This is a genomic window from Paraburkholderia unamae (assembly GCF_003096875.1).
Lineage (GTDB): Bacteria > Pseudomonadota > Gammaproteobacteria > Burkholderiales > Burkholderiaceae > Paraburkholderia > Paraburkholderia unamae.
In genome coordinates this window covers 240866-258881 of record NZ_QEOB01000008.1, presented here as the reverse complement: position 1 = coordinate 258881, position 18016 = coordinate 240866, and the positions used below count along the sequence as shown (strand labels likewise).

At 62.7% G+C, this 18016-nt stretch carries 19 protein-coding genes; 8 read left to right on the top strand and 11 right to left on the bottom strand.

The window, feature by feature from the left end; translation table 11 throughout:
• The first annotated feature begins 115 nt into the window (after positions 1 to 115).
• From C7402_RS18665 to C7402_RS18645, 5 genes are all read left to right on the top strand, one after another.
• Positions 116 to 1585 carry a catalase gene (locus C7402_RS18665; protein ID WP_116611605.1) on the top strand — a complete coding sequence of 490 codons (1470 nt, stop codon included), beginning with the start codon at positions 116 to 118 and terminating at the stop codon, positions 1583 to 1585.
• A 51-nt stretch (positions 1586 to 1636) separates the two neighbouring features.
• Positions 1637 to 2278 (top strand): HD domain-containing protein, encoded by a 642-nt coding sequence (locus tag C7402_RS18660; RefSeq protein ID WP_116611604.1) that lies wholly within the window; start codon positions 1637 to 1639, stop codon positions 2276 to 2278.
• A gap of 147 nt (positions 2279 to 2425) precedes the next feature.
• Complete coding sequence (locus C7402_RS18655; RefSeq protein WP_116611603.1) at positions 2426 to 3172, top strand: glucose 1-dehydrogenase; 747 nt, start codon at positions 2426 to 2428, stop codon at positions 3170 to 3172.
• Positions 3173 to 3475: 303 nt separating this feature from the next.
• Entirely contained in the window at positions 3476 to 5191 is a 1716-nt protein-coding gene (locus C7402_RS18650) for a tetratricopeptide repeat protein (RefSeq protein ID WP_116611602.1), read from the top strand.
• A 77-nt stretch (positions 5192 to 5268) separates the two neighbouring features.
• Complete coding sequence (locus C7402_RS18645) at positions 5269 to 6714, top strand: DEAD/DEAH box helicase (RefSeq protein ID WP_116611601.1); 1446 nt, start codon at positions 5269 to 5271, stop codon at positions 6712 to 6714.
• A 106-nt stretch (positions 6715 to 6820) separates the two neighbouring features.
• Here the strand turns inward: C7402_RS18645 and arsH are convergent, their stop codons facing one another.
• From arsH to C7402_RS18610, 6 genes are all read right to left on the bottom strand, one after another.
• Positions 6821 to 7591: an arsenical resistance protein ArsH gene (gene arsH / locus C7402_RS18640; protein ID WP_116611600.1), complete on the bottom strand. Its 771-nt coding sequence runs from the start codon at positions 7589 to 7591 to the stop codon at positions 6821 to 6823.
• A 110-nt stretch (positions 7592 to 7701) separates the two neighbouring features.
• Positions 7702 to 8772, bottom strand: coding sequence for an ACR3 family arsenite efflux transporter (gene arsB, locus C7402_RS18635; RefSeq protein WP_116611599.1), 1071 nt, complete (start codon positions 8770 to 8772; stop codon positions 7702 to 7704).
• A gap of 24 nt (positions 8773 to 8796) precedes the next feature.
• The gene (locus tag C7402_RS18630) at positions 8797 to 9291 is read right to left on the bottom strand and encodes an arsenate reductase ArsC (RefSeq protein ID WP_112172270.1); all 495 of its coding nucleotides are present in this window, start codon (positions 9289 to 9291) and stop codon (positions 8797 to 8799) included.
• A gap of 24 nt (positions 9292 to 9315) precedes the next feature.
• Complete coding sequence (locus tag C7402_RS18625; protein ID WP_116611598.1) at positions 9316 to 9792, bottom strand: ArsI/CadI family heavy metal resistance metalloenzyme; 477 nt, start codon at positions 9790 to 9792, stop codon at positions 9316 to 9318.
• Positions 9793 to 9804: 12 nt separating this feature from the next.
• Positions 9805 to 10128 (bottom strand): ArsR/SmtB family transcription factor, encoded by a 324-nt coding sequence (locus tag C7402_RS18620; RefSeq protein WP_112172272.1) that lies wholly within the window; start codon positions 10126 to 10128, stop codon positions 9805 to 9807.
• A gap of 667 nt (positions 10129 to 10795) precedes the next feature.
• Positions 10796 to 11263 (bottom strand): ribonuclease domain-containing protein, encoded by a 468-nt coding sequence (locus tag C7402_RS18610; RefSeq protein WP_112172273.1) that lies wholly within the window; start codon positions 11261 to 11263, stop codon positions 10796 to 10798.
• Between the two features lie 288 nt (positions 11264 to 11551).
• Here C7402_RS18610 and C7402_RS18605 point away from each other — a divergent pair, with 288 nt between their 5' ends.
• From C7402_RS18605 to C7402_RS18595, 3 genes are all read left to right on the top strand, one after another.
• Positions 11552 to 11824 carry a metal/formaldehyde-sensitive transcriptional repressor gene (locus tag C7402_RS18605; protein ID WP_112172274.1) on the top strand — a complete coding sequence of 91 codons (273 nt, stop codon included), beginning with the start codon at positions 11552 to 11554 and terminating at the stop codon, positions 11822 to 11824.
• A gap of 7 nt (positions 11825 to 11831) precedes the next feature.
• Positions 11832 to 12860, top strand: a complete 1029-nt coding sequence (gene dmeF, locus C7402_RS18600; protein ID WP_116611597.1) for a CDF family Co(II)/Ni(II) efflux transporter DmeF — start codon at positions 11832 to 11834, stop codon at positions 12858 to 12860.
• 257 nt (positions 12861 to 13117) lie between these two features.
• Positions 13118 to 13741, top strand: a complete 624-nt coding sequence (locus C7402_RS18595; RefSeq protein WP_116611596.1) for a glutathione S-transferase family protein — start codon at positions 13118 to 13120, stop codon at positions 13739 to 13741.
• A 26-nt stretch (positions 13742 to 13767) separates the two neighbouring features.
• Here C7402_RS18595 and C7402_RS18590 read toward each other — a convergent pair whose 3' ends face one another.
• From C7402_RS18590 to C7402_RS18570, 5 genes are all read right to left on the bottom strand, one after another.
• Positions 13768 to 14568, bottom strand: coding sequence for a PhzF family phenazine biosynthesis protein (locus C7402_RS18590; protein WP_116611595.1), 801 nt, complete (start codon positions 14566 to 14568; stop codon positions 13768 to 13770).
• Between the two features lie 178 nt (positions 14569 to 14746).
• Complete coding sequence (locus tag C7402_RS18585) at positions 14747 to 15508, bottom strand: enoyl-CoA hydratase-related protein (RefSeq protein WP_116611594.1); 762 nt, start codon at positions 15506 to 15508, stop codon at positions 14747 to 14749.
• Between the two features lie 55 nt (positions 15509 to 15563).
• Positions 15564 to 16487, bottom strand: a complete 924-nt coding sequence (locus C7402_RS18580; protein WP_116611593.1) for an amidohydrolase family protein — start codon at positions 16485 to 16487, stop codon at positions 15564 to 15566.
• A complete protein-coding gene (locus tag C7402_RS18575) occupies positions 16477 to 17094 on the bottom strand; it encodes a glutathione S-transferase N-terminal domain-containing protein (RefSeq protein ID WP_116611592.1) in 618 nt (205 codons plus the stop codon). Before C7402_RS18575 ends, C7402_RS18580 begins: the two co-directional genes overlap by 11 nt.
• 161 nt (positions 17095 to 17255) lie before the next feature.
• Entirely contained in the window at positions 17256 to 18011 is a 756-nt protein-coding gene (locus C7402_RS18570; protein ID WP_112172281.1) for a GntR family transcriptional regulator, read from the bottom strand.
• Positions 18012 to 18016 lie beyond the last annotated feature (5 nt).

The window sequence follows — 18016 nt, the reverse complement described above, 5'->3', positions numbered from 1 at the left end:
CCCCGTAACGCTTGCAGAAGTCAAACGCCGATCGTCCGTAACGCTTCGCGCGACCGCCGCGCCCGGAACGTAACGGCGCTCCGCCGGCATCGCACAACCCTCCTGGAGTCGTGGCATGGCAAATCGCGATACGTCAACGCGTCTGGATCACGCAACGGGCGCCCCCGTTGTCGACAATCTGAACATCGAAACAGCCGGTCCGCGCGGTCCCGCGCTGCTGCAAGACATCTGGCTGATCGAAAAGCTTGCGCATTTCGACCGCGAGGTCATTCCTGAACGGCGCATGCACGCCAAAGGATCGGGAGCGCATGGCGTGTTCACGGTCACGCATGACATCACGCGCTACACGAAGGCGAAGCTTTTCTCGGAAATCGGCAAGACGACCCCGGTATTCCTGCGCTTCTCCACCGTGGCTGGAGAGCGCGGCGCCGCCGACGCCGAGCGTGACATCCGCGGCTTCGCGGTGAAGTTCTATACGGAAGAAGGGAACTGGGACATTGTGGGCAACAACACGCCCGTGTTCTTTTTCCGCGATCCGCTGCGCTTTCCCGACCTGAACCACGCGATCAAGCGCGACCCTCGCACGGGGCTGCGCAGTGCAAACAGCAACTGGGACTTCTGGACGCTGTTGCCCGAGGCGCTTCACCAGGTCACGATCGTCATGAGCGATCGGGGCATTCCGCGCAGCTATCGCCACATGCACGGCTTCGGCAGCCACACGTTCAGCCTCATCGATGCCGCCAATCGCCGGATGTGGGTGAAGTTTCATCTCCGCACGCAGCAAGGCATTGCGAACCTGACTGACGACGAAGCCGAGAGCCTGGTGGGCAAGGACCGGGAGACGCATGGCCGCGATCTTTACGAGAGCATCGAGCGCGGTGAGTTTCCCCGCTGGACGCTCTTTATTCAGGTGATGAACGACGAACAGGCCGGGTCTTTGCCGTTCAACCCGTTCGATCTCACCAAAGTCTGGCCGAAAGGCGATTTCCCGTTGATCGAGGTGGGCGTTCTCGAACTGAACCGCAACCCCGGTAACTACTTCGCGGAGGTCGAACAGGCGGCCTTCTCGCCTGCGAACGTGGTCCCCGGGATTGGCTTTTCGCCCGACAAGATGCTTCAGGCGCGGCTCTTTTCCTACGGCGATACCCAACGGTATCGGCTCGGCGTGAACTTCAACCATATTCCCGTCAACGCACCGAAGTGCCCCGTCCACAGCTACCACCGCGACGGCGCCATGCGCACCGACGACAACCTTGGCGGCACCCCGTCTTACTTCCCGAACAGTGCCGGCGAATGGGACGTTGAGCCCGGGCTTCATGAACCGGCGCTGCCCATCGAGGGCAACGCCGCCCATTGGGACCACCGCGTGGACGTGGACCACTTCGCGCAACCCGGCAATCTGTTTCGCCTGATGAGCAAGTCCCAGCAGCAGATGCTGTTCGATAATACCGCGCGCCAGATGGCCTCGGTTCAGGCGCATATTCAGGACCGCCACATAGTCAACTGTTCAAAGGCAGACCCGGATTACGGTGCGGGAATTCGCGAGGCTCTGGCAAGACTCGGGACGACAGCGGCAACGAAATAGCACGCCGCTCGCGCAGCGCCAGACCCGTTCCACTCTCGAAGGAGAAGCGTCATGTCCCAGTTCATTCAGGATGTAGCCGTGCCCGACAGCCAGCTTGCGCGGGAAATTACCGAGTTCGTGCGCGATACCTCCAGCCCGCTGCTCTTTCACCATTCGAGCCGGGTATATCTATTTGGCGCTATGGAGGGGAGCCGCCTTGGGCTGAGGTTCGATGCGGAACTGCTGTACGCCGGCGCCATGTTTCACGACCTGGGTCTCCTCGGCGCCTACAGCAGCGCGACCGAACGGTTCGAAGTTGACGGGGCCAACGCCGCCCGCGACTTTCTCTCGACCCGCGGCATCGCGGCGCCCGATATCGATCTCGTCTGGACGGCGATCGCGTTGCATACCACGCCGGGTATCCCGCGCCATATGCATCCGATCGTCGCCCTTGTGACAGCCGGCGTCGAGATGGACGTGCTCGGACTCTCCTATCACGAGTTTTCCCAGCAGGAGCGCGAAGCGGTGACGCGAGCCCATCCGCGCTCGCCACACTTCAAGGAAGACATCATTCAGGCCTTCTACGACGGCATCAAACGCAAACCCGATACAACCTTCGGCAACGTAAAGGCCGACGTCATCGCCGACAAGGAACCGCATTTCCATCCGGGTAACTTTTGCGCCGTGATCCGGAATTCGCCTTGGCCGGGGTAAAGATGAATCCCCTGTATCCACGCTATTGTTTCGCATACCTTGATAACGGCGACGCGAACCTCCAATTCACAGAGCACCGGCCGTCGCATCATGCAAGGCGTTGCATCGGCTTCAATCAATCAAGCCACTCACACTGAGGAAAACATCATGGGCAAACTATCAGGAAAGGTCGCCGTTGTAACAGGCGCGTCGAAAGGCATCGGCGCCGCCATCGCGAAGGCGCTCGCGGCCGAAGGCGCTTCGGTCGTCGTGAACTACGCCAGCAGCAAGGCCGGCGCGGATGCAGTCGTATCCGCGATCACCACTGCCGGAAGGAAGGCCGTTTCCGTAGGCGGCGACGTGTCGAAGGCCGCCGACGCAAAAGGTATCGTCGACGCGGCAATCGAAACGTATGGCCGCCTCGACATCCTCGTCAACAACTCGGGCGTGTATGAGTTCGCGCCCATCGCGGAGTTCACGGAAACGCAATACCGCAGGCAGTTCGACACCAACGTGCTCGGCGTGCTGCTCACCACGCAGGCGGCCGTGAGACATCTTGGCGAGGGCGCAAGCATCGTCAATGTCAGTTCGGTCGTCTCCACCGTTACGCCTCCCACGACTGCCGTCTATAGCGGCACCAAGGGGGCGGTCGATGCGATCACCGGCGCGCTCGCGCGCGAACTGGGACCGCGGAAGATTCGCGTGAACTCGGTCAACCCCGGCGTGATATTGACCGAGGGCGCACAAAGCGCGGGGGTCATCGGCTCGGACTTCGAGACATCAGCGGTCAGCCAAACGCCGCTCGGACGCCTGGGCACACCGGACGACGTCGCGTCGGTGGTCGCCTTCCTTGCGTCGGACGACGCAAAGTGGCTGACGGGGGAACATATCATCACCAGTGGGGGCATGCGGTAAGCACCGCGATCTGGACGGGCGATCGACCGGCGTCGTGACGGACAGGCACGTTCGGCGACGGTGAACATTGGAATCATCGGTTGAAGTGGCTTGCCGCATGAAACGTTCGCCGCCCCGCCGGTAAATCTCGCTGCTTTGCCTGAAAAGGGGTGAATAGCGTTGCTTGCCCGGGTTGGCACGGACAAGCAACGGCAAAATGCGATCGGGCATTGTGAGAAAATCGCGGCACAAGCCATTGCCCCTCGCGACGCCCGTCCGGTTTGAAGTGTCTGCGAGATTCTTCCTTCCCGGCCCGACCACTCCTTGAAAACGCTGCTCACCCATCGAGCCTCGCCGCTCCACACATTGCTTAACGACGCGATTTCGCACTTCTCCCACGGACAACCTCGGGAGGCGTTGGCGAAAGCGACGAAGGCACTCAAATTGCAGCCGGGCAATGTGGCGGCGCTCAATATCGCCGGGGCCTGCTCCCAGCGGCTCGGGAAACTGAAAGATGCGGAAGCTTATTGGCGGCGGGCATTGAAGGAAGATCCGGACTATGCCGATGCTCACAACAACCTGGGCAATCTGCTCGTCCAGACCAAACGCTTTTCCGAGGCCGAGGCGGCCTGGCGGCGAGCCCTGAAGATCCGGCCCGACCATGCCGATGCCCACAACAACCTGGGCAATCTGCTCAAACAGACCCAGCGCTTGCCCGAGGCCGAGGCGGCCTGGCGACGAGCCCTGGAAATCCGGCCCGACCATGCCGATGCCCACAACAACCTGGGCAATCTGCTCTACGAGACCAAGCGCTTTCCCGAGGCCGAAGCGGCCTGGCGCCGAGCCCTGGCGATCCGCCCGGACCATGCCAATGCCCACAACAACCTGGGCAATCTGCTCAAACAGGCGAAGCGCTTCTCCGAAGCCGAAGCGGCCTACCTCCATGCCCTGGCGATCCAGCCGGACCATGCCGACGCGCGCAACAACCTGGGCAATCTGCTCAAGCAGCTCAGGCGCTTTTCCGAGGCCGAGGCGGTCTTCCGCCAAGCCCTTGAGATTCGACCGGACCATGCTGAGGCCTGCTACAACCTGGGGGCGCTCCTGCTCCACACGGGCCGCTTGTCCGAGGGCTGGCCCCTGCATGAAGCCCGCTACCATGAGGCCATGCCGGAGCGTATCGTCAAGCCCTCCCTTGCCTGTCCGCAGTGGCAGGGCGAACCCCTGGAGAACCGGTCTATCCTGGTCCACGGCGAGCAGGGTTTTGGCGATCAGATCCAGTTCGTCCGCTACCTTGCCAGGCTCAAGGAGCTGGGCGCCAGTCGCGTCACCCTGATCTGCTCGCCTGCCCTGCAACCGCTCTTTGAAGGCATCGCTGACGCCGATGTCGTGCTCACGACCGATGAGGTTGCGAAGGCCCCCTCCCATGATTACTGGACCTTCCTGCTCAGCCTGCCGCTGCGCCTCGCCACGACGCTCGATTCCATCCCCGCCGGGATTCCGTATCTAAGGGCGGCTCCGGATCGCCTCAGCGCCTGGAGTCCACGGCTGCCGGCTGCGCAGCGGCGCATCGGTCTGGTCTGGGCGGGCAACGCGGCGCAAAACAACGACGCAAACCGCTCGCTGCCGGGTCTCGCGACATTGGCGCCGCTTTGGGACGTGCCAGGCGTTCACTTCGTCAGCCTGCAAAAGGGCCAACGCGAAGAAGAGGCGGTAGCGCCGCAATCCGGGCAGTCGCTCACGCACCTCGGGGGAGACATCAAGGACTTCGCAGACAGCGCGGCAATCGTCGCCCAGCTGGATCTGGTGATCTGCGTCGACACCGCCATCGCCCACCTTGCCGGCGCACTCGGGACGCCTTGCTGGGTCCTGCTGCCGTCCGTCAATGCGGGCTGGCGCTGGCTGGACGAACGCACGGATTCCCCGTGGTATCCGGGGGCGATGCGCCTTTTTCGTCAGCGCGACCTGGATGACTGGGCCCCCACCCTCCTTGAGGTTGCCCAGTCATTGCGTCACTTTTGCCAAGGTGGCCCGCTCGATTGAGCGTCGGTTGTGCAGGACCCGCGCCGTTCTTTAGCGCGCTAACCGCTAGAATTGCGGTTTTAGCCCGGATTACGCCCATGTCTTTTGCCTCGCTCGGCCTGATCGATCCCTTGCTGCGTAACGTGCAGGGCCTCAATTACCAGACCCCTACGCCGGTGCAGGTCAAGGCGATTCCTGCTGTGCTCAGCGGCAAGGACGTCATGGCCGCGGCACAAACCGGCACGGGCAAGACGGCGGGTTTCGCGCTGCCGCTGTTGCAACGGCTGGTGCAACACGGCCCGGCGGTGTCCAGCAATCGCGCACGCGTTCTGGTGCTGGTGCCCACGCGAGAACTGGCTGAACAGGTGCTGCAAAGCTTTGTCGAGTACGGCAAAGGCCTCGACTTACGATTTCTGGCCGCCTACGGCGGTGTGAGCATCAACCCGCAAATGATGAAGTTGCGCAAAGGCGTGGATGTGCTCGTTGCCACGCCGGGCCGCTTGCTGGACCTCAATCGCCAGAACGCCGTGCAGTTCGATCAAGTGCAGACGCTGGTGCTGGACGAAGCCGACCGCATGCTCGATCTGGGCTTTGCGCGCGAGCTCAACGCCGTCTTTGCCGCCTTGCCGGTGCAGCGGCAGACCCTGCTGTTCTCCGCGACGTTCACCGACGATATCCGCACCATGGCGGCGGGCATTCTGCGCAGCCCGGTCAATATCAGCGTCAGCCCGCCCAATGTCACGGCCAGCAAGATCAAGCAGTGGGTGGTGACGGTCGATAAGCGCAACAAGCCTGAACTCTTCATGCACCTGGTGGCTGAGAACAAATGGGAGCATGCGCTGGTGTTCGTCAAAACCCGCGTTGGCGTGGATTATCTGGCGGCCATGCTCGATGACGCGGGCTATGCGGTCGACACCATCCACGGCGACAAGCCGCAACCTGCGCGCCTGCGTGCGCTGGAGCGCTTCAAGACGGGCGAAGTCAACATGCTGGTCGCCACCGACGTGGCGGCGCGCGGACTGGATATCGACGACCTGCCGCTCGTGATCAACGTCGATCTGCCGATCGTCGCGCAAGACTATGTGCACCGTATTGGCCGTACCGGCCGCGCGGGTGCCAGCGGCGTGGCGGTGTCCCTTGTGTGCGCCGACGAAGCGCCGCAACTGGCCGCGATCGAAGCGCTGATCCGGCAAACGCTGCGTCGTGAAGAAGAGCCGGGTTTCGAAGCCGAACACCGCGTGCCGGAAACCAGCGCGACGGGCCAGATCATCAAGAAACCGAAAAAGCCCAAGAAGCCCAAGGTGCCGCAAGCCGCGCCAGGCGTCACGCAAGCGCCCCATAAAAAGCCGCACCCGAAAGGTGGCGCAAACAAAAGCAAACCTGCTGCGCAGCACACTGTGGCCTCGGATAACGCCGCAAGCTTCGTCAGCGGCAGCCCGTTCAGCGTGCAAAAGCCGCGCGGCAAACCCGCCGGCAAACCGGCAGCGGGTGCGCGCAAGCCCGCTGGCAAACTCGCTGGTGGCCGCGGCAAACGTCAGCCCTGATCAGCGACACGATGCCGGGCGGTTTCACTCGATCCACCGGAAACGTGACTGTCATGTCAGGGCAGCAACGCGCCTGCTGATGTTCGGCGTTGCCTGACGCCAAACGTCAGATGCCGGACTGGTTCACGCGCTTCATCAGCTCGTCGGCGCTCTCCTTGCGTTCGCTATAACGGTCGACCAGATAGGGACCGATATCGCGAGTGAGCAGCGTGAACTTCACCAGCTCTTCCATGACGTCCACGACGCGATCGAAGTAGGCCGAAGGCTTCATGCGGCCGGCCTCATCGAACTCCATGAAGGCCTTCGCCACCGACGACTGGTTGGGGATGGTCAACATGCGCATCCAGCGGCCCAGCACGCGCATCTGGTTGACGGCGTTGAACGACTGCGAGCCGCCGCTGACCTGCATGACCGCCAGCGTCTTGCCCTGCGTCGGCCGGATCGCGCCGACCGAAAGCGGAATCCAGTCGATCTGCGATTTCATGATGCCGGTCATCGCGCCGTGGCGCTCCGGCGAGCACCAGACCATGCCTTCCGACCACAGCACCAGGTCCCGCAATTCCGCCACCTTGGGGTGAGTGTCGGGCGCGTCGTCCGGCAGCGGCAGGCCGCTCGGGTTGAACGTGCGAACGTCAGCGCCCATCGCCGTGAGCAGGCGGGCCGCTTCCTCGCTCAGCAGGCGGCTGAACGAGCGCTCGCGCAGCGAACCATAGAGCACCAGGATGCGCGGAGGATGGGGCGAGGCTTTCGTGGCCTGAAGGCGCTCGATATCGGGGACGCGGAACAGCGCCGGGTCAACCTGCGGTAGTTCTGCTACGCGTTCTGCTACGCGTTCGGCCGTGAATTTGGCTGCGAGTTCGGTCTTCGGATCAGACACGCCCGGCCTCCGTATCGATGGCGGTGATTTCCACACCCTCGTTGCGCGAGGCCCCGCAGTCCGGGCTGTGATAGACGAGCACTTCGTTCATGTGATTCATTCCCTAACCTTCACGCACACTCGTACCAGGGCTTCGAACGGTTGACGATGCGCACCACGAGCAGCATGACCGGCACCTCGATCAGCACGCCCACGACCGTCGCGAGCGCCGCACCGGAGTGAAAACCGAACAGGCCGATAGCCGTGGCCACGGCCAGTTCGAAAAAGTTCGACGCCCCGATCAAGGCGGACGGGCAGGCAATGTTGTGCTTCTCACCGACCGCGCGATTGAGCCAGTACGCCAGCGCCGAATTGAAGAACACCTGGATCAGGATCGGCACGGCGAGCAACACGATCACGAGCGGCTGCTTCAGGATGGCTTCGCCCTGGAAAGCGAACAGCAGCACCAGCGTCGCGAGCAGCGCCGTGATCGACCACGGGCCGATCTTCGCCATGACCGCATCGAACGCCGCCTCGCCGCTCGCGAGCAGCAGCTTGCGCAGGATCTGCGCGAGGATCACCGGAATGACGATGTAGAGCACGACCGAAGTGAGCAGCGTCGCCCACGGCACCGTGATCGCCGAAATGCCGAGCAGCAGGCCGACGAGCGGGGCAAACGCGACCACCATGATGCTGTCGTTGAGCGCGACCTGCGAGAGCGTGAACAGCGGGTCGCCGCCCGTCAGGCGGCTCCAGACGAACACCATTGCCGTGCAGGGCGCGGCGGCCAGCAGGATCAGCCCGGCCACATAGCTGTCGAGTTGCGCCGTGGGCAGCAGCGGCGCGAACAGATGCTTGATGAAGAGCCAGGCGAGCAACGCCATCGTGAACGGCTTGACGAGCCAGTTCACCACCAGCGTGACGCCAATGCCCCGGATGTGCTGACGCACTTCATGCAGCGCCCCGAAATCGACCTTGACCAGCATCGGGATGATCATCACCCAGATCAGCAGGCCGACCGGCAGGTTGACCTGGGCATACTCCATCCGTCCAATCGCCTGAAAAAGGGCGGGCAGCATCTGGCCGAGCAGGATGCCCGCGACAATGCACAGCGCGACCCAGACACTCAGATATCGCTCGAAAAAGCTGATGGCAGGCTTCGCGACGCTCGGGCGCGAAGCGGCGACGTTGGGGCTATTCATGGAACGGCTCGACAAGAAACGGCTTCAGCTTTGCAGGATGTCGTTGAGCGCCTGCTGAAGCTCGGCATTGCCCAGACGGTCAAGGGGGAGTTCAAGCAGTTGCAGCATGCGATAGCCGATGGCCTGACGTGTGAGCTCGAACGCCTGACGCTTGCCTTCATCGCCGCCCGCCGCGTTCGACGGATCGGCGTAGCCCCAGTGGACCTGGACGGGGCTGCCGGGCCAGAACGGGCACGGTTCGGCGGCCGCGCTATCGCACACCGTAATGACGATGTGCATGGGCGGCGCGCCGTCCTGCGCGAACTCGTCCCAGCTCTTGCTGCGATAGCCGCCCGTGTCGATGCCCGCGTTCGTCAGCGCTTCGAGGGCGAACGGATTGACGCGGCCGCTCGGGGCGCTGCCGGCGCTGAACGCGCGCACGTCCTTGCCGAGCTTGCTCGCCCAGTGGTTCAGCATGGCTTCGGAAAGCACGCTGCGCGCGGAATTGTGCGTACAGAGAATAAGGACGTTGGTGGTCATGGTGTGATCGGATGCATCACGCAATCAGCAGCAGGCCGAACCCGCCGGTTTCACAGGCATGCCAACGGACTTGCCGCGCGGTCCGCAGCACGCCGCGGCTTGCGCCGACGGCACCGTTTGGCGGCTTTCGCCGTAGACCGGGGCGCTGTCGAGTGTATGGAAGGACTCCCAGGCGATGCCCTGGGGATCGACGATCCAGTGCTTGTCGCTGCGCGCGTAGCAGCAGGTGGTCTCGCCCTGGTCGAGCAGGGTCATGTCCGCGGCTTGCGCGCGCTGCGCGAGTTCGGCCAGCTCGGCCGCGTCATCTACCTGAAAACCCAAGTGATCCACACCGGCTTTCGTGCCGCGCGTCGAGATCGCGAAGTTCACACGAGGGTCGTCCAGCATCCACTTGGCGTAATCCGCTTCGATGCGCGCCGGCTCTGCGCCGAACAGCTTCGAATAAAACGCGACATTGGTAGCGATATCGTCAACGTGGACGTGGATGTGAAACCGCTTCATGGAGGTTCTCCGTCAGCATTGGCAGGAATCCGCGCCAGGTACGAGGCATGGCTGCCCCTGGCAGCAGTTCTCGGTCAGAAAGCCGAGAACGGCATTCATTTGCGCATAGGCGGCCCGATAGATCAGGCTGCGCCCGTCGCGCTCCTGGGTGACCAGGCCAGCGTGCATCAACTCCTTCAGGTGAAAGGAGAGCGTCGCATTCGGCACGTCGAGCTCGGTGGCGATCGCGCCGGGCGTGAGTCCGCCGGGACCGGCAACAACCAGCATGCGGAACACGCGCAACCGCAACTCGTGAGCGAGCGCCGCCAGGGCGCGGATGATGTCTTTCTCTTCCATATTTCCAATATATTCGAAATGTTGGGCCGATGCAAGAAGATGTATGTCAGCCTTCAACGCCGTTAGTCCGGCAAATATCTTCACCTGGCTCCTCGCGCGGGACCTGCTTCGGGCAAAAGACGAGCCATTGTTCCCGCACGATTCGACTCGCTACAATCGACGCGCCGCACTTCATTCGTTCTCCGTCATTTGCAGGCGCGCCATGCACGCCCTACTACTTGCGCGATCACGCCTGCATCGGCATGCGCCCTGGCAACGAAGGATCTAACGCTGGCAGTTCGGGCGCGGCGAGAAGACATGCCGGATTGCGGTCACGGGTCGCACGCCGCTCAACAAAACGGAAGCTGTGATCCAGGCGGCGCTGACATCTTCCGAACGGCCAAAGCCGTAGAGCGGCGCGGTGCCGATGAAGTTGATGCCGCGTTCGAGCGCCGCCCATCGCCCAGGTCCCGAGCACGGCGCGCGATACGGGAGGTCCAATGCCCGGAATCGTTAATGTTTCGACTGTCGTATTCGATGCTTTCGCTGCTCCAGGAAACAACATGTGGCGCATTTTTGCCATGGCCACTGTTGAGCGCGATTCATCGTCCCGGTGAATGGAACAGAGGAAATTGGCGCGATTTCCTGAGCAGAACAGAGCGTTGGGACAGCGGATCAGCGCGCCTTGTTATGGCGCGATTCGCTTGAAACTGACGTAGTAATCGTCGGTGTAATAGCAGTCGTCGGTCTTCTTGTGAGGGCCGCCGCATACGATCCTGCGCAGCCCGCGATCGGCCGCGCCAGGGGTGCGCACGGTGTAGGTGTGGTAGTAGCCGCGCGGGTGCTTGGGCAGCAACTGCGCGGTATTGCGGAACAACACGCCGTCGTCGGCATAAGGGAAAGGGCCGCCCGTTTTGATCAACCCGAGTGTCTCGGCAGCTTCGGCCGGTAGCTGGGATTTAGTCACGGTGCCCAGCAGACCCGATGCTTGCGCGCCTGACGCGGGCGTACCGCTTGCGGCTTGCGCTGGCTGAACCGGCGCCTGGCTCGCAGATGCGCCCGACGCTTCAGTGGCGTTTTTCGAACCTTCCTTGCCGCATCCAGCGAGGATCGCGCTCAAGGCGATGACGCAGGAGAAAGTCCACGCGCTCTTCATGAAACGGTTCTCCCTCGTTGACCCGAAATCGACGACCGGAATAGCGATAAAGGTATCGCTAATGGCGAAGCGAAGCAATGCTCGCGCCATTTCGATGTTAGTTATCGTTTGAGTTCGCTTCGTCTTCGCGCTCGCACGAGCCGCGACAGCACGTTGATAGCGGTCGTTGTGTTCGCACTGGCCTTCATCTGCCAACCGGCGCTAGCCCACGCGGCCTTTGACATTTTAGTATACCCCCCCACCCTATGATGCTAGTATACCCCCCTACGGTATAACTGGACGCTCAATATGAGCCATACGATTCGAGAAAAACAGAAACTGCTCAACCGGGTGCGCCGCATCAAGGGACAGGTCGAGGCCATCGAACGCGCGCTCGAGGAGGAGCGCGGCTGCATGGACGTGCTGCAACTCATCACGAGCAGCCGTGGCGCGATGAACGGATTGCTGGCCGTCGTGCTGGAGGACCATATCCGCACCCATCTCGTCGACGTGGAGTCCGAGGACGATCATGGCAGCGGCAAGGAACAGCTAATCGAAGTCGTCCACAGCTACTTCAAGTGAGACAGGCATGAGCGAATTCGAGAACGCCGCTTTCGGCGCAGGGCATGACCACATCTTTCTTGGCGCGGCCCACGAAGAGAACGAGCGCAGAACCTGGCTGGTGATTGCGCTGTGCAGCGCGATGATGGTGACCGAGATCGTCGGCGGGAGTCTTTTTGGCTCGCTCGCACTCGTGGCCGATGGCCTCCACATGTCGACGCATGCCGGCGCAATGCTGATCGCCGCATTGGCCTATACGTACGCGCGCAGGCACGCCACCGACCCGCGCTTCGTATTCGGCACGGGCAAGCTGGGAGACCTCGCGGGCTTCACCAGCGCCATTGTCCTTGCCATGATTGCGCTGCTGATCGGGTACGAAGCCGTCTCGCGCTTTCTCTCGCCCGTGCCGATCCACTTCGGCCAGGCGATCCCCATCGCGGTGCTTGGCCTGCTGGTCAATCTTGCGAGCGTATGGCTGCTGAGCGGCAACCATCACGGGCACAGCCATGGGCATGGGCATGGGCACGGGCACGGGCATGGGCATGAGCACGAAAATGAGGACGCGCACGGCCATGCACAGGAATGCGAAGGACACGACCACGACGTCGCGGAAGTTGCCGCGAACCGCGACCACAACATTCGCTCGGCCTACATCCACGTCATAGCCGATGCTGCGGTTTCCGTACTGGCAATCGTCGGCCTGCTGCTGGCGCGGGCGTTTGGCTGGGTCTGGATGGACCCGCTCGCGGGCGTGATCGGCGCGCTGGTGATCGCGAACTGGTCGTGGGGCTTGATGCGCGATACGGGCGGCATTCTGCTCGACATGAATCTAGACAAGCGCATGGCCGAGAACGTCCGCCATGCCATCGAAGACAACGGCGACACCGTGCTCGACCTCCACGTCTGGCGCGTCGGCCCAGGGCACATGAGCGCCGTCGTGTCCGTTGCCACCGGCGAGGCGCAGCGCAACCCGCGCTTCTACCACGCGGCGCTCAAGCGGTTCAAGGGCCTGTCGCATGTCACGGTCGAAGTGAATCCGGCCCGCGCAACCGCCTGAGCGATGGCGGTCAAATGGACCTGCGCGATCCCGGAGACTTCTTTTTCGTCCATCACGGAGTCGGCAGCGACGACTGGAGCCCCGACGGCTTCACGCCCTTGCGGTCCTGATCTTCGACGTGGCGAGCGCGCGCGGCGCCCTCGCCTTGTCTCGCAAGGTCTGGAGAACTGGAATGGCGTCGATCCGACAAACTGTATATTGAGCCGGATTCCCGACGAAGCCTACACTCGTGAGATCGGCATCTTCAAGACTCCGCCATGCTCAAGATCCTGGGAAAGGCTTCGTCCATCAACGTTCGCAAGGTGCTGTGGACCTGTGCCGAACTCGATCTCCCATTCGAGCAGGAAGATTGGGGAACAGGATTCAGATCCACCCAGACGCCGGAATTCCTTTCGTTGAATCCCAACGGCCTGGTGCCCGTTTTGAGGGACGGCGATCTTGTCCTCTGGGAATCGAACACCATCATCCGCTACCTGGCTTCGCGCTACGGCGGAACGCACCTTTATCCCGCCGATCCCACCGAACGTGCGCGGGTCGATCAATGGATGGACTGGCAGGCAACCGAGCTCAATCGATCATGGAGCTACGCATTTCTGGGTCTGGTGCGGCAATCGCCGGCTCATCAGTCGGCGGACGAGACAGCGCGTTCGATAGCGAACTGGACCGGCAATATGCGCATCCTGAACGCACAGTTGCATGCCACAGGTGCGTTTGTTGCCGGCAAATCGTTCTCACTGGCCGATATTCCTGTGGGGCTGTCGGTCAACCGCTGGCTCCGCACGCCTTTCGAGCACGCGGATTTCCCGGCGGTGACCGACTATTTTCATCGATTGCGCGAGCGATCCGGGTTTTCAGTCCACTGCGCAAACGGTTTGCCCTAAGCGCAGGCTGACACCACGCCGGGCCATCACAAATCGGGCACGTCGATCGTGCCCTCCAGATACTGAACAGCGTGCCCCGAAATGCGAACGCGGCCCGCATCAAGCTCACAATGCAGCACGCCGCTGCGCCGCGACGCCTGCAATGCCAGCAGCTTTGTCTTGCCAAGCCGCTTCGCCCAGTACGGCGTGAGCGCCGTATGAATCGAGCCCGTCACCGGGTCTTCGTCGCCGCCGTTTGCCGGCCAGAAATACCGCGAGACAAAATCGTAGCGCTCGCCCGGCGCGCTCACCACGACGTCGCGTGGTCCGAGCCGGGCGATCAAGTCCAGATCGGGCACGACAGCGCGCACCTGATCCTCGTGCTCGTAAATCGCAATGAAGGCCTGCTGCCCGACGAACACTTCCTTCGGGCGAATGGAGAGTCCGCGTGCGAGTTCGTCCGGCATGGCGTCGAGCGGTTCGATGTCACGTTGCGGAAAATCCATCTCGACCATGTGGTCGCGTCCGCGCCGAACGGTGAACGCGCCTACCGCGTCAGCATGGAATTCGATCAGGTCGCGCTCGGGAAACCGCTTGAACAACACGAAGGCGCCCGCCAGCGTTGCATGTCCGCAGAATGCAATCTCCGTGATCGGGGAGAACCAGCGGATATCAAATCCCCCGTTCGGCCTGGGCACAAGGAAAGCGGTTTCGGACAGGTTATTCTCGGTCGCGATCGCTTGCATGAGAGACGGCGCAAGCCAGGCTTCAAGCAAGACCACCGCCGCATAGTTGCCCTTGAAGATTTCGCTTGTGAACGCATCGATTTGATAGATTGGAAGCTTCATGGCGCCTTCTTGTCTTCAACCCGTTGGTTCTTCCGATAGAAGCCCCCATGCTAGCGCCCGCCATTCACCTCAAACATGGACACAATATGGCGTTGGTCGGCAAAAATTGACAGGCGTGAATGCGCGTCATCCATTTCGACGACTCACGAGCCACCACGCCTTGTCACCCTCTCTACATTCAGCGCCCCTTGAACACCGGCGCCCGTTTTTCCACGGAAGCGCGCGTGGCTTCGCGGGCGTCTTCCGTATACATCAGCTTCGTGCTGAAACTCTGCTCGTGTTGATAGGCGGCTTCGAGCGCCATCGACTCGATGTCGTTGAGCGCCTCTTTCGCATAGCGCAAACCAAGCGGGCTTTTCGCCGCGATTTTCGCGGCAAGCTCCAGCGCCGTCGGCATGAGTTCGCCCGGTGCGACCACCTGGTCCACGAGGCCAAGGCGCAGCGCCTCCTGCGCACTGATCGGCTCCCCCGTGAAATACATGCGCCGCAGCGCGCCCTGCGGAATCAAACGGCCGTGATGCGCAGCGCCGCCGCACCGGCCCACGTTGATTTCCGGTGTGCCAAAGCGCGCGTGGTTTGCCGCGATACGGATGTCGCAAACCGTGGCCAGCACGGAGCCCGCGCCGAGCGCCGGTCCGTTGATCGCCGCAATCACCGGAATGGCGCAGCGATAGACGGCCGAGAACGTCCGGCGCACGATCGCGGCGCGCTCCGGGTCCTGCTCGGGCGTCGCAGCGAGAAACTCATTGAGGTCGAGCCCCGCGCAAAACGCGCGTTCGCCCGCCCCCGTGAATACGACACAATGCACATCGAGTTCCTTGCCGAGTTGCTCGAACAGGTCGGCAATTTCGCCATAGAGTGCGATAGTCAGTGCGTTGACGGGCGGACGGTCGATCGTGACGATCGCCACGCCGTCGCGTTTCTCAAGCTTGAGCGACATGTTTAGTCATCCTTTTTAAATTGAGTACGCCTGTGACGACGTACATACGATCCGTTCAGTTCTCGAACCGGTAAATCCGCGCGGGGTTATCGACGAGTATGGCTTGCCGCAAAGCGGAGTCGTCCACCCAGTGCTGGAACGTGTCGAGCAGCGCGCCGACGTCTGGTGCGGCGTCGCCCATGCGCACGAACGGCCAGTCGGAACTCCACACCAGTTGCTTCGCATTCGCTTCGACGAGACGATCGTGAAACGGCCGCAGATCCTCGTAATCCGGCGGCTGTTTCGAGACGCGGCACAGTGCGAGCTTCACTGCAATGCGCCCTTCGCGCAACAGCGCGAGCACGTTGGCGAAGTCACGGTGCGCAACGCCCAGCGTGGGGTCGAAGCATGTCATATGCTCGAACACCACGGGCAGCCCCGCTTTCCCGAGACGCTCGGCGATAGCCGGCACATCGGCGCAGCGCGCCCATACCTGCGCGTGCCAGCCCAGCATCTTCATTCGGCTTGCCAGCGCGAGCGCCGTATCGACACCCACGCTACCGGCGAAGGGCTTGCCGGTTTGTGGGCTCGGCATTTCGTTGAAGCGCAGCGCACGCACGCCGCTCGCGTGGAGCGATTCCAGTGCCGCGTCGCTCACGTTCGCGTCCGTCACGGCTACGCCGCGTATGCGGCCGCCTCCGGCACGCAGTGCCGCCACGAGCGCCGTATTGTCGGTGCCGTACGGCGCGGGTTGAACCAGCACGCCGCGCTGCGCGCCGATCGTCGCGAGCATCTCCCGATACGTGGCGGCCGGCGCAAGCGGCGGCGGATAGCTCGATGGCGTCGCGAACGCAAATGTGTCGTACGGGCCGAATACATGCGAATGCGCGTCGCACGCGAATGCCGGCAAAGGCTCACGCGGTACGCGCGGCATTTTCGCGGGCACTGTTTCGCTCGGGCGCAGCGGGTCGGCCGTCGCGCTCCGGGAGTTATTCGCCATCGCCTGGCTCCGTGCTGCGCATCGAGTCGCGTTGCGCGAATTGCGCATGCCAGGCAGCAAGCTCCGGGCGTCCTTCGCGCCACTGCAAATCGGGCAAACGGAAATCGTAGTAGGCGAGCACGCACGCAATGGCGATATCGCCAATCTGAATCGCATCGAGACGCAACGTGGGCGCGAGCGCTTCGAGTGCGTCGAGCGAGGCGGCCGACTTCGCGGCAAAGCCCGCGAGCCATTGCGCGCGCTGCTGCGCTTCAGGTTTGTTGCGCTCCTGACGCCACAGCAGGAGAACGTCGAGCAGGCCGTCTGCGAAGGCCTGCTGCTGGAGCGCGACGAAGCGCTCGCGCCCTGCCACGGGGAAAAGCCGGTTACCGTCGTGCAGCGTGTCGAGGTACTCGCAGATCACCGACGAATCGAACAGCACGAGGCCGTCGTCGAGCACGAGCGTCGGCAACTTGCTCAGCGGATTGTCGCGCATGAGATCGGGATTGGGCTTGTCCATCGCCACAGGCGAGCGCACGCATTCGATGCGCGGCGCGACGCCGGTTTCCAGCGCACAAACCATCACTTTGCGCACGAACGGCGAACGGGGTGACCAGTGTAGTTTCATCGAGCGATTCCTTCGTTACGGCAACGGGGCGCATGACCGCATGGAGTCATGCCATGTCACCTCGTCATTTAGGTCAATTATATGTCCTTTTGACCTATAAGCCGTAGCAAAAGGTTTTCGGTGAAAACCCTGGCGAGCGCGAGCCCGCTACGCGGCGATGGCTAGAGCGCGACCTTGATGTCGAGCCGCACGACGTCGCCGCGATACACACCGTTGCCCACGAATACGATCGTGCCACTCGCGTCCGTGGCGGTCCGCCAGGCGTGCGCCACCGGTGCATTGAGCGGAATCTCCAGCATGCGCGAGAGTTCCACATCGGCCGCGCCGATGGTGATGGTCTGGTGAATCTCGCGCAATTCGAGGTCCGGCATGTCGCGCAAAATGCGCATGGTGGTGTGCTGCTTGAACGCCGACTTCGGAATGCGCCGGGTTAGCCGCTCGTCGATATAGGCATCGCCCAGATAATAGGGCTGGCCTTCGCGCGAGTGACGGCGACGCCAATGCTGGTAAGACGGCGCGAGCTGGCCCGCGGTGTGCAGCACACTGCCGGGCATGACGCCCTTCTCGTGCTTGAGGATTTCGATGGTCGCGCCTTCTGCCGCCAGCAGCAGTCCCGAAAGATCCGTGGGCACTTCGCACCACAAGGCGCTTTGCGGCTTCTGGATGACAAAGGTGCCCTTCGCGCGAAAGCGCTCGATGAGCTTTTCGTCTTCGAGCAGGCCAAGCGCCTGGCGCACCGTCGCGCGTGCGACGGCGCACTCCTCGGCCAGATCGTCCACCGTGGGAATCTGTTCGCCCACCGGCCATTGGCCCGATTCGATGCGGCGCCGGAACAGCGTCGCAAGCTGAATGTAGCGGGCCACGCCGCTCAGGCTGAAATCGATGGCTGGTTCCCTGAGGGCCGCCTCATGACTCATTGCTA

What these genes read in the sequence shown, in the direction of transcription:
- C7402_RS18580 (WP_116611593.1), bottom strand. Translation starts at nt 16,487, where the DNA reads ATGGCGAATAACTCCCGGAGCGCGACGGCCGACCCGCTGCGCCCGAGC.
- C7402_RS18660 (WP_116611604.1), top strand. Translation starts at nt 1,637, where the DNA reads ATGTCCCAGTTCATTCAGGATGTAGCCGTGCCCGACAGCCAGCTTGCG.
- C7402_RS18625 (WP_116611598.1), bottom strand. Translation starts at nt 9,792, where the DNA reads ATGAAGCGGTTTCACATCCACGTCCACGTTGACGATATCGCTACCAAT.
- C7402_RS18595 (WP_116611596.1), top strand. Translation starts at nt 13,118, where the DNA reads ATGCTCAAGATCCTGGGAAAGGCTTCGTCCATCAACGTTCGCAAGGTG.
- C7402_RS18605 (WP_112172274.1), top strand. Translation starts at nt 11,552, where the DNA reads ATGAGCCATACGATTCGAGAAAAACAGAAACTGCTCAACCGGGTGCGC.
- arsB (WP_116611599.1), bottom strand. Translation starts at nt 8,772, where the DNA reads ATGAATAGCCCCAACGTCGCCGCTTCGCGCCCGAGCGTCGCGAAGCCT.
- C7402_RS18585 (WP_116611594.1), bottom strand. Translation starts at nt 15,508, where the DNA reads ATGTCGCTCAAGCTTGAGAAACGCGACGGCGTGGCGATCGTCACGATC.
- C7402_RS18620 (WP_112172272.1), bottom strand. Translation starts at nt 10,128, where the DNA reads ATGGAAGAGAAAGACATCATCCGCGCCCTGGCGGCGCTCGCTCACGAG.
- C7402_RS18575 (WP_116611592.1), bottom strand. Translation starts at nt 17,094, where the DNA reads ATGAAACTACACTGGTCACCCCGTTCGCCGTTCGTGCGCAAAGTGATG.
- C7402_RS18630 (WP_112172270.1), bottom strand. Translation starts at nt 9,291, where the DNA reads ATGACCACCAACGTCCTTATTCTCTGTACGCACAATTCCGCGCGCAGC.
- C7402_RS18645 (WP_116611601.1), top strand. Translation starts at nt 5,269, where the DNA reads ATGTCTTTTGCCTCGCTCGGCCTGATCGATCCCTTGCTGCGTAACGTG.
- C7402_RS18665 (WP_116611605.1), top strand. Translation starts at nt 116, where the DNA reads ATGGCAAATCGCGATACGTCAACGCGTCTGGATCACGCAACGGGCGCC.
- C7402_RS18610 (WP_112172273.1), bottom strand. Translation starts at nt 11,263, where the DNA reads ATGAAGAGCGCGTGGACTTTCTCCTGCGTCATCGCCTTGAGCGCGATC.
- C7402_RS18570 (WP_112172281.1), bottom strand. Translation starts at nt 18,011, where the DNA reads ATGAGTCATGAGGCGGCCCTCAGGGAACCAGCCATCGATTTCAGCCTG.
- C7402_RS18655 (WP_116611603.1), top strand. Translation starts at nt 2,426, where the DNA reads ATGGGCAAACTATCAGGAAAGGTCGCCGTTGTAACAGGCGCGTCGAAA.
- C7402_RS18590 (WP_116611595.1), bottom strand. Translation starts at nt 14,568, where the DNA reads ATGAAGCTTCCAATCTATCAAATCGATGCGTTCACAAGCGAAATCTTC.
- dmeF (WP_116611597.1), top strand. Translation starts at nt 11,832, where the DNA reads ATGAGCGAATTCGAGAACGCCGCTTTCGGCGCAGGGCATGACCACATC.